We start from the raw sequence: 9576 nt of genomic DNA, 5'->3' as shown, positions 1-9576 counted from the left end.
CCGTAGACCCGGAGGGCGCCGCACAGGACGTGCGGCGTTTTCCGATAAGACAGGGACGTCTTATCGGAAAATCCCGGCGCTGGCATCGCACTCGTGGCCTGTGCCCTTGCAAGGAGAGCCCTTTTCTTTGGTTAGCTTTCTTTTGGGCTCAGCAAAAGAAAGTAACCCGGCCGCGTAGCGGACGGAAGCTTTGCACTTGCTTGTGGCTTGTGGCTTGTGGCGCTTCTTGCGAGGCAAGATCAAACGCTAAAAGCTTCCGCCACTAAAGCGGCGGGTAACTTTCTTTTGTCTAAAGCAACAAAAGTCCGTCTGGATTCCCTTCGGTCAAAAGTCACCAAAGAAGTTGCTTTTGCTTTGAATCACAGGCCCGCACGAGCGGTGCCTCCGCAGGGATTTTTCATACGGGACATCCTTGTCCCGATGAAAAACGGCCTGCATCCATGCAGGCCGCCCTCCGGGTCTCCTATTGCCTTCGCGAGTGCTTGGCGGCGCACAGCAAAGACAAAAAGCAAGGGCAAGGGCAAGGGCAAGGGGCAAGACAATGCGCGAACGACGGCGGATGCAACCACATCGTCGAACCTGGCGACCACTCCCCTACCCCCCACTCCCCCAATCCATCTCACTCAAACACAGCGCGAATACCCGCGCCGCTTCCTCGATCTCCGCCACCGACATCGCGCCGAAACCCAGCAACAGGCCGGCGCGGGCGGGCGGCTCGAAGTAGTACGGCAGGATCGAATACAGGCCGAGGCCTCGGCTCTGGGCGAAGGCGATGAAGGCCTCGCCCTGGGCGACGTTGCGGCCGCGCAGCCAGACCACCAGGTGCATGCCGGCATGAGAGTCGTCGATGTCGACGGCGTCGCCGGCCAGGCGGCGCAGGGAACCCAGCAAGGCGTCGCGGCGTTGTTTGAGGGTCTTCGCAGTGCGGCGCAGGTGGCGTTCGAAGCCGCCATCGGCGAGGAAGTGCGCAAGCGCGGCCTGTTCAATCGCCGGCGAGCCGAAATCGTCGACCCACTTGGCGCTGATCAGGTCGTCGCGCAACCCCGGCGGGGCGACGATGTAGCCCAGGCGCAACGAAGGAAACAGCACTTTCGAGAAAGTGCCGGTGTAGATCACCCGACGGCTGTCGTCGAGGCCGCACAAGGCCGCATGCGGCTGGGCGTCGTAGCGGAATTCGCCGTCGTAATCGTCTTCGAAGATCCAGCAATCGTGGCGGCAGGCGTAGTCGAGCAAGGCGCGACGGCGCGCCAGCGACATCAGCGCGCCGGTCGGGAACTGGTGCGAAGGCGTCACGCAGATCAGGCGCGGCGGCCGTTCCGGCAGGAGGTCGGTGCACAGACCCTCGCCGTCCACCGGCACCGGCAGCAGGCGTGCGCCGTGGATCTGCAGGGCTTCGCGCACGGCGAAATACTGCGGTTCTTCGATCACCACCTCGTCGCCCTCGTCCAGCACCACGCGCGCGGTCAGGCTGACCGCTTGTTGGGTGCCGGTGACGATCACGATGTCCTCCGGCCGCGCATGCACGCCGCGGCGCAAGGACAGGTATTCGCAGACCGCCACGCGCAAGGCCGGCAGGCCCTGCGCGGTCGGGTAATGGGGCTGGGTGTAGACCGCCGCATGCGACAGCGCCCGCGCCCAGGCCGAGGTCAGCAGCGGATTGGTGAACGGCACGCCGTACTGGAAGCTGTGCAAGGCGCCGGGCACGCGCCGGCCGGGCATGTGGGCGTGGTCGTGATAGCGGCGCAGGCGCCGGGCATAGGCGCTTTGCGGCGCCACCCGCTGCGGCGGCTCGGAGCGCGGCTGCACCGGCGCGCCGGGCATGGCGACATAGCTGCCGGAGCCGACCCGCGCCTGCATGAAGCCTTCGGCGCGCAATTGCTCGTAGGCGGCCAGCACGGTGTTGCGCGATACCCCCAACTGCTGGGCCAGCAGCCGGGTCGGTGGGAAACGCAGCCCGGACGGCAGCCGCCCGGTCATCACCGCGTCCTTGAGCGACCGGACCAATTGCCCATGCAACGGTCCTCGGCCATCGAGCGGCAGGTACATTCGCGGCTCCGGATTGGCCCCCTCGGGCCGCCTGTGTCATCGATATTGCCAAGCCAATGGGCGAGTTGCGAGGGCCGATCAGCGACTTGGTTCAAGTCGGCACATGCGCATGACAACCGGGGCGCAACGCGTTTCGTGACCACGGTCGCGCTCGCCGCGGGGCGAAGCCGATTGGCTCCTTCGAAGCCGGGATTATTGGCCCTCCAGATGACGGCCCAGGATGGCTAGCTTAGGAGCCAACGAACGTGGCGCCTGCCCGCCACGCCTCCCGGACGAGGGTCGCATGAACTTGCAACATCACCGGATTCATTTCGCCGAGCATCTCGATCTTTCGCAGTCGGCCGCACGGCCGACCCTGCACCTGGTCCGGGCCTCCGGACGCGCCGTCCAGCTCGACCTGCCGGCCGGCTGGCTGTCGTTGTGGCTGCCGCTGCGCGGACCGCTGCGCCTGGAAGCCGCCGACAGCATGTGGGAGTTGGAGCCCGGCCACCTGCAGATCTGGCGCGACGGCCGCCTGCGCACCAGCGCACGCCTGCCGTGCTGGTGGCTGTGCCTGTGCGGCCCGGACACCGCCTGGCGCGGCTATCTGCAGACCAGCGCCGACAACACCAGCGAGGAACTGTTCCCCTGGGAAGGCCCGGCGCCGCGCGATGCGCAACGCTTGATGGTGCGACTGGCGCGGCTGGCCGCTCAACCGACCGCGCTGGGCACGCTGGGCGACAACGGCGACGCCCTGTTGCGCACCCTGTGCGCCTTGTTGATCGATCAGCAGCGCGATCTGCAGACGCGGTTGCCGCGTTGCAGCGGCCGCACCCAGCGCCGACGCCAGCAGACCTTGCTGCGGCTGCTGCGGGTGCAGCACCTGATCCGGCGCCATCCGGAGATCCGCCTCGATCTCAACCGGCTTGCGCGCAGCGCCAACTACTCGCCCTGCCACTTGATCCGGATCTACCGCGAAGTGTTCGACGAGACGCCGACCGAATTCGCCTCGCGCCTGCGTTCGGACCGCGCCTGGCGCATGGTCCGCGAAACCCGCATGCCGGTGTGCGAGATCACCGAGGCCCTGGGTTTCGAAAGCCAGAGCGCGTTCTGCCGCGCGTTCAAAAATTCGTTCGGCCTTACCGCCACCCAGGCACGGCGCCTCGACCGGCAGCTCGTGCGCGCGGCCACCTGCGCCGCCTGAAACGCGGCGCAGCGGCTTCGATGCTGCACCGCACCTCTCGCTACGCTTCACCGCACCGCTTCGCTGCACGTCCTCGCTGCTCTTCCTCGCTGCTTTCTCCAGGACCTCCGCAATGACCTATGCCAACCGCAGTGCGCGATCGCTGCCGCTATGGACCGTGATCGGCGGCCTGATCGCGGCGACGCTCGACATCGCCTACGCCATCGGCTACTGGGGCATCACCGCAGGCGTGCCGGCGCAACGCATCCTGCACAGCGTCGCCTCCGGCCTGATCGGGAGCGAAGCCGCACTGGCCGGCGGCGCTTCGACCGCCGCGCTCGGGCTCGCCCTGCACTATCTGATCGCCCTGATCATGGCCGCGGTGTACGCCTACGCGGCGACCAAACTGGCCTGGATGCTGCGGCGGCCGTGGCTGTCGGCGACCCTGTACGGCCTGTGGCTGTTCGTGGCGATGAATTTCATCGTCGTGCCGCTGTCGCGCGCCGGTGGCGGCGGCATCCCGAAGGACGTGCTGTGGATCGTGCTCAGCATTCTGGTGCACGTGTGCTTCGTGGCCTGGCCGATCGCCTGGTGCGTGGGCCATGCATTACGACCCGGTGGTGCCGCACGTGGCCGTTGAAGCTTCGCGCCGCAAGCGCACGGCGCGGTGGTTCGGCGCGGTCGCGCTAGCAACGGCGAGCGGCGTGCTGGCCGCCGGCGGATTCGCCACAGCCGATCCGCCCCGCGCCACCGCGGCGACCGCGGCTGCCGACACGCAGACGCTGCCCTTCCCGGTCGGCTATTCGCGCTGGACCCACATCAAGAGCGGCCTGATCAACGCCGGCCACGCCGCCTACGCACGCTTCGGCGGGCTGCACCACATCTACGCCAACGCCACCGCGCTCGACGGCTACCGCAGCGGGCGTTTTGCCGACGGCTCGGTGCTGGTCTACGACCTGTTCGAGGCTACCGACAAAGGCGACGCCACCATCGACCAGGGCCCGCGCCGCCATATCGACGTGATGGTCAAGGACAGCGCGCGCTTCGCCGCGACCGGCGGCTGGGGCTATGCCGAATTCGCCGCCGGCGAGCGCCGCGACCGCCTGCGCACGGCGCAGCGCGACGGTTGCGCCGCCTGTCATGCCAGCCAGAAGCAGAACGACCAGGTGTTCAGCCGCTGGCGCGAGGATTCGGCGCTGGAGGCTGCGCCGGCTCAGTGAGACTGACAGCGGCGCCCTGGAGTCGTTGCACGCATCGAAACCGGCTGTTGCGCAGTTCAATCTCGTGCGACACCTGCCATTTCAGCCTTGATTTCGCGGCTATCGCTGCGCCCTGATCCTGGCTCCGACCATGACCATGACCATGGCTTTGGCTTTGGCTTTGGCTGTTGCTGTGCGTCGTCTCGCACTAACGAAGGCTAAAGAAGACCCGGAGGGCGGCCCGCATGGATGCGGGCCGTTTTTCATCGGGACAAGGATGTCCCGTATGAAAAATCCCTGCGTCTGCATCGAGCGTGCGGGCCTGTGATTCAAAGAGAAGCATTTTTCTTTGGTTACCTTTCTTTTGTTGCTTATGACAAAAGAAAGTAACCCGCCGCTTTAGTGGCGGAAGCTTTTGGCGTTTGATCCTGATCTAGATCTTACGGGAGCGATACGCAGCGAGACCGAAACAGCGCGGTCGCGGCTCGCGCCGCTCCTACCCCCGCGACGGCACGCTGCTTTCGATGAGCGACGTCGGCGTTGATGTTTCTGCGCGTCCCTTGGTCGCGGCTTGCGCCGCTCCTACCCTGCGACAGCACGCCGCCTCGGCAGATGAGTTCGGCATTGCGGCTTCTGCGCGTCCCGCGGTCGCGACTTATGACCGAAGGAAATCCAGCAGGACGCCGCTCCTACAGGGGCAGGAAGCACGCAGCGCGCTCCGCCCCCGTACCGGCAAGCTCAATGCCCGCCGTCGAGCGCCTTCAGCTCCGAGACCAGCGCGCTGGCCATCTCCGCACCGTCGCCGTACAGCATGCGGGTGTTGTCGGCGTAGAACAGCGCGTTCTCGATGCCCGCAAAACCCGTGCCCTTGCCGCGCTTGATCACGATGGTGTTCTTGGAATTGACCACGTCGAGAATCGGCATGCCGTAGATCGGCGAGGACGGGTCGGTCTTGGCGACCGGGTTGACCACGTCGTTGGCGCCGATCACCAACGACACGTCGGTGTTGGCGAACTCGGGGTTGATGTCGTCCATGTCGGCGATCATGTCGTAAGGCACGCCGGCCTCGGCCAGCAGCACGTTCATGTGGCCCGGCATGCGCCCGGCGACCGGATGGATCGCGAACTTCACCTTGACCCCGCGCTCGGTCAGCTTCTGGGTCAGCTCCCAGATCTTGTGCTGCGCCTGCGCCACCGCCAGGCCATAGCCCGGCACGATCACCACGCGTTCGGCGAAGGCCATCATCGCGGCGACGTCGCCGGCTTCGATCGGCTTCTGGGTGCCGCTGATTTCCTGCGCTTGGCCACCGCCGCCGAAGTTGGAGAACAACACGCCGCTGATCGGGCGGTTCATCGCCTTGGCCATCAAGCGCGTCAGCAACATGCCGGCCGCGCCGACCATGGTGCCTGCGATGATCAGCGCTTCGTTGCCGAGCACGTAACCCTCGAAGGCCACGGCCAAGCCGGTGAAGGCGTTATAGAGCGAGATCACCACCGGCATGTCGGCGCCGCCGATCGGCAAGGTCATCAGCACGCCGAGCAACAAGGCCAGGACGAAGAAGGCGATGATCACCGGCACGTTGAGGGTCATCACCGCGGCGATGCCGCACACCACCATCGCCAAGGCGACCAGTCCGTTGAAGAGCTGCTGGCCGGGGAACACCACGCGCTTGTCCAGGCGCCCGTCGAGCTTGGCCCAGGCGATCACCGAACCCGACAGCGACACCGCGCCGATCGCCGCGCCGACGACCGCCAACACCAGGGCGATGTTCGGCGTCTGCATGTCGATGACGCCGCGCTCGATCTGCGCCTGCAAGGGATCGGCCGGCAGCCGCGCCGACAGACGCAACAGCTCCACCGCGCCGATCGCCGCCGCCGAGCCGCCGCCCATCCCGTTGTACAGCGCGACCATCTGCGGCATGTCGGTGATCGCGACTTTCTTGCCCGACACCCAGGCCAGCCCGGTGCCGATGCCGACCGCGAGCAGGATCAGGCCCATGTTGTGCAGGCCGGGCAGGAAGAAGGTCGCCACGGTCGCGATGACCATGCCCGCGCCGGCCCAGCGGATGCCGCTGCGCGCGGTGACCGGCGAGGCCATGCGCTGCAGGCCCAGCAGGAACAGAGTGGCGGCGACGAGGTAACTGCACTTGACCAGGATCAGCATCAGGTTCATCGGACCGCCCGCTTCATGAAACGACCATTGCCGGAACGGCAGGACCCGGCCCGGCAGCGCGTGCCCGGCGACGAGGAAAACGGAAACGACAGCAGGCGCTGCGGCCCGGCCGGAATGGCGAGGACCATCAGGCGCCTCCCTTGCCGGCCGGCTTCTTGCTGGACTTGAACATCTCCAGCATGCGTTCGGTCACCACGTAGCCGCCGGCGGCGTTGCCGGCGCCGAGCAGCACGGCGACGAAGCCGATGGCTTTCTCCAGGGTGGTCTCGGCATGCCCCAGCACGATGATCGCGCCAATCAGGACGATGCCGTGGATGAAGTTGGAACCCGACATCAGCGGTGTGTGCAGGATCACCGGCACCCGCGAGATGATTACGTGGCCGGCGATACCCGCCAGCATGAAGATGTACAGCGCCACGAACCCGTCGCTCATCCGTTCTTTCCCCATGCGATGTCTGCCGCATCATAACCGGCCGTGAATGCGGCGCCAGCGTTGTCAACCGATCCGATGCCGGGGCGTTGTCAGATTCCGTAGACGGTGCACATTCCACCGCACAGGAATCCCCATGCCGACCCCGCCCGACCGCAGCGCGCGCCCCCCGGCCGCAGCACACTAAGGAGCCGTCCAGGTGCTGCAACCGCCAGGCGCCCGTATGCTGGAGACCGTGAGCATCGATGCCGATCCGCGGGCCCAGGACATGCCGCCGCTGCCCGAGGACGGGCCGCCGGAGCCGACCGTGCGCCTGCCGGCGACCATCGAGGCCTTCCTGGCCGGCCTGGGCACGCGGGCGTTCCGCTTCGCCGAGCTCGGCCTGCGCCACCGCGAGGACGCGCTCGACGCGGTCCAGGACGCGATGATGAAGATGCTGGCCTATCGCGAGCGCCCGGCGCCGGAATGGACCCCGCTGTTCTGGAGCATCCTGCGCAGCCGGATCGTCGACATCCAGCGCCGGCGGACCTTCCGCCTGCGCTGGCTGGCGCCGGCCCCGCGCGAAGACGACGCGCCGCTGGACTGGGCCGACGACGGCCCCGACCCGCAGCGCACCCACGACGGCCGCGAAGCCTATGCGCGTCTGAGCGATGCGCTGGCCAAGCTGCCGCGCAGGCAACGCGAGGCCTTCAGCCTGCGGATCCTGGAAGAACTCGACGTCGCCACGACCGCGCGGGCGATGGGTTGCAGCGAAGGCGCGGTGAAAACCCATCTGTCGCGCGCGCGCGAAGCCCTGCAGCGGCAATTGGAGGAATGGCGATGACGACCCCGAACGAACGGCCCGAACCGGGCCCTCAGCTTCACCCTGCCGCGGACCGCGACCAGCGCTTCGATCAGGCCATGCGCGCCCTGCACGCACGTGCCGTCGAGCAGGTCACCCCGCAGACCCGCGCGCGCCTGCGCACGATTCGCAGCGAGGCCGCGGCCGCGCCGGTGCGCCGCTCCGGCGTGCTTGGCTGGGCCCTGGCCAGCGGCGGCGTGGCCGCGTTCGCGCTCGTCCTGGGCCTGCAGTTCGTCGGCGGCAACGGCGGTGCGCCGGCCGTGCCCGAATCGGCGCCGGCCGTGGCCAGCGCCGCGGCGGCCGACGCGGCCTACGACCCCGACACCGCAGTCGCCGCGCTCGACGAGAATCCCGACCTTTACCTGTGGCTGGCGTCCAACGGCGACGTCCTGCCGAATCCTTCGGAGTAAGCGCCATGCGCACCTTCCCCTTCCGCCGCCTCGGCCTGGTCCTCGCTGCCCTGGCCCTGCTCGCCGCCGCCCCGGTCTTCGCCGGCGATCCTCCGGCCACCGGCCGCACGAACGCGCCGCTGCCGGCCTGGGAGCAACTGACCCAGGCTCAGCGCGAGCAACTGATCGCACCGATGCGCGACCGCTGGAACAACTCGCCCGACGAGCGCCAGCGCATGTTCGAGCACGCCCGCCGCTGGCAGCAGATGACCCCGGAAGAGCGCAAGAACGCGCGCCGCGGCATGAAGCGCTGGGAGCACATGAGCCCGGAGGATCGCGGCCAGATGCGCGCCCTGTACGCCAAGATGCGCGGCCTCGACGACGAGGGCCGGCGCGCCCTCATGACCAAGTGGCGCGCGATGACCCCGGAACAGCGCCGCGCCTGGGCCCAGGCCAACCCGGCGCCGCCGAAGCCGGACCGGCCGCATCCGCCGCGCGATTGAGGGTGCGCCGCGCCATGTAGGAGCGGCGTAAGCCGCGACCGCGTTCCTTGCCGCTGCGGCGTTTCTTACCGCAGTGCGATGAAGCAACATCTAAAGCTTCCGTCCGCTACGGCGACGGCGTACCGCTTTTGGGTAGGAGCGGTGTCCTACTGGATTTCCTTCGGTCACAAGCCGCGACCGCGCGCCCTCAATCTCGCTTCGCTGCGTCCCATAGCCTCATGTAGGAGCGACGTAAGTCGCGACCGCGCTATGACGGTCTTGCGTCGTATCTCTCAAGCAACCGCAAAGCTTCCGTCCGCTGACGCGGCCGGGTTACTTTCTTTTGCTAAGCCCAAAAGAAAAGTAACCAAAGAAAAGGGCTCTCCTTGCAAGGGCACAAGTCACGAGTGCGATGCCCGCACCGGGATTTTTCGATAGGACATCCTTGTCCTATCGAAAAACGCCGCACGTCCTGTGCGCCGCCCTCCGGGTCTACGTGTGTTCTCGCTAGCTCGGTACTGCGCCAAGCGCATCAAGGCAACGACAACGCGGTCGCTCTTGGGTAGGAGCGGCGCGAGCCGCGACCGCAAATCTCGGCTGACGAAAATCTGTCGAAGCCACTTCGATCCGATGCTCTGCCTCTGCCTTTGGCTGTGCGTCGCCGAGCACTCGCGAAGGCAATAGAAGACCCGAAGGGCGGCGCGCAAGGATGCGGGCCGTTTTTCATCGGGACAGGGATGTCCCGTATGTAGAGCCCCGCGTCGGCATCGCTCGTGCGGGCCCTTGATTCAAAGAAAAGCAACTTCTTTGGTTAGCTTTCTTTTGTTGCTTATGACAAAAGAAAGTAACCCGCCG

At 67.0% G+C, this 9576-nt stretch carries 10 protein-coding genes; 7 read left to right on the top strand and 3 right to left on the bottom strand.

Translation table 11 applies throughout. The features are described 5' to 3' along the window. Positions 1-594 precede the first annotated feature (594 nt). The gene (gene pdxR, locus ACTJJK_RS22580) at positions 595-2046 is read right to left on the bottom strand and encodes a MocR-like pyridoxine biosynthesis transcription factor PdxR (protein WP_440731305.1); all 1452 of its coding nucleotides are present in this window, start codon (positions 2044-2046) and stop codon (positions 595-597) included. Positions 2047-2329: 283 nt separating this feature from the next. Between pdxR and ACTJJK_RS22575 the strand changes: the two genes are divergently transcribed. The 4 genes from ACTJJK_RS22575 (at position 2330) to ACTJJK_RS22560 (ending at position 4735) form a co-directional block, all read left to right on the top strand. Next, positions 2330-3229: a helix-turn-helix domain-containing protein gene (locus tag ACTJJK_RS22575; protein WP_223620314.1), complete on the top strand. Its 900-nt coding sequence runs from the start codon at positions 2330-2332 to the stop codon at positions 3227-3229. A gap of 112 nt (positions 3230-3341) precedes the next feature. Beyond that, the gene (locus ACTJJK_RS22570) at positions 3342-3848 is read left to right on the top strand and encodes a hypothetical protein (protein WP_440731304.1); all 507 of its coding nucleotides are present in this window, start codon (positions 3342-3344) and stop codon (positions 3846-3848) included. Beyond that, positions 3811-4428 carry a cytochrome P460 family protein gene (locus tag ACTJJK_RS22565; protein WP_440731303.1) on the top strand — a complete coding sequence of 206 codons (618 nt, stop codon included), beginning with the start codon at positions 3811-3813 and terminating at the stop codon, positions 4426-4428. The genes ACTJJK_RS22570 and ACTJJK_RS22565 overlap by 38 nt, the downstream gene beginning before the upstream one ends. 130 nt (positions 4429-4558) lie before the next feature. Beyond that, a complete protein-coding gene (locus ACTJJK_RS22560; protein ID WP_440731302.1) occupies positions 4559-4735 on the top strand; it encodes a hypothetical protein in 177 nt (58 codons plus the stop codon). 410 nt (positions 4736-5145) lie between these two features. On the opposite strand, the gene ACTJJK_RS22555 is transcribed toward ACTJJK_RS22560, so the two are convergent. Then, the gene (locus ACTJJK_RS22555) at positions 5146-6579 is read right to left on the bottom strand and encodes an NAD(P)(+) transhydrogenase (Re/Si-specific) subunit beta (protein ID WP_223620310.1); all 1434 of its coding nucleotides are present in this window, start codon (positions 6577-6579) and stop codon (positions 5146-5148) included. A 127-nt stretch (positions 6580-6706) separates the two neighbouring features. Then, a complete protein-coding gene (locus ACTJJK_RS22550; protein WP_031374252.1) occupies positions 6707-7012 on the bottom strand; it encodes an NAD(P) transhydrogenase subunit alpha in 306 nt (101 codons plus the stop codon). A 265-nt stretch (positions 7013-7277) separates the two neighbouring features. On the opposite strand from ACTJJK_RS22550, the gene ACTJJK_RS22545 reads away from it, so the two are divergent. From ACTJJK_RS22545 to ACTJJK_RS22535, 3 genes are read left to right on the top strand one after another with little or no spacing between them, the layout of a single operon-like run. Beyond that, complete coding sequence (locus ACTJJK_RS22545) at positions 7278-7832, top strand: RNA polymerase sigma factor (RefSeq protein WP_051885452.1); 555 nt, start codon at positions 7278-7280, stop codon at positions 7830-7832. Next, a complete protein-coding gene (locus ACTJJK_RS22540; RefSeq protein WP_440731301.1) occupies positions 7829-8260 on the top strand; it encodes a hypothetical protein in 432 nt (143 codons plus the stop codon). The genes ACTJJK_RS22545 and ACTJJK_RS22540 overlap by 4 nt, the downstream gene beginning before the upstream one ends. 5 nt (positions 8261-8265) lie before the next feature. Beyond that, positions 8266-8742 carry a DUF3106 domain-containing protein gene (locus tag ACTJJK_RS22535; RefSeq protein WP_440731300.1) on the top strand — a complete coding sequence of 159 codons (477 nt, stop codon included), beginning with the start codon at positions 8266-8268 and terminating at the stop codon, positions 8740-8742. Positions 8743-9576: the final 834 nt, after the last annotated feature.

Source organism: Lysobacter sp. 22409 (assembly GCF_052045105.1).
Taxonomy (GTDB): Bacteria; Pseudomonadota; Gammaproteobacteria; order Xanthomonadales; family Xanthomonadaceae; genus Lysobacter; species Lysobacter antibioticus_B.
Note: the sequence above shows the minus strand (reverse complement) of the source record. Positions and strands in the feature narration are given on the sequence as shown.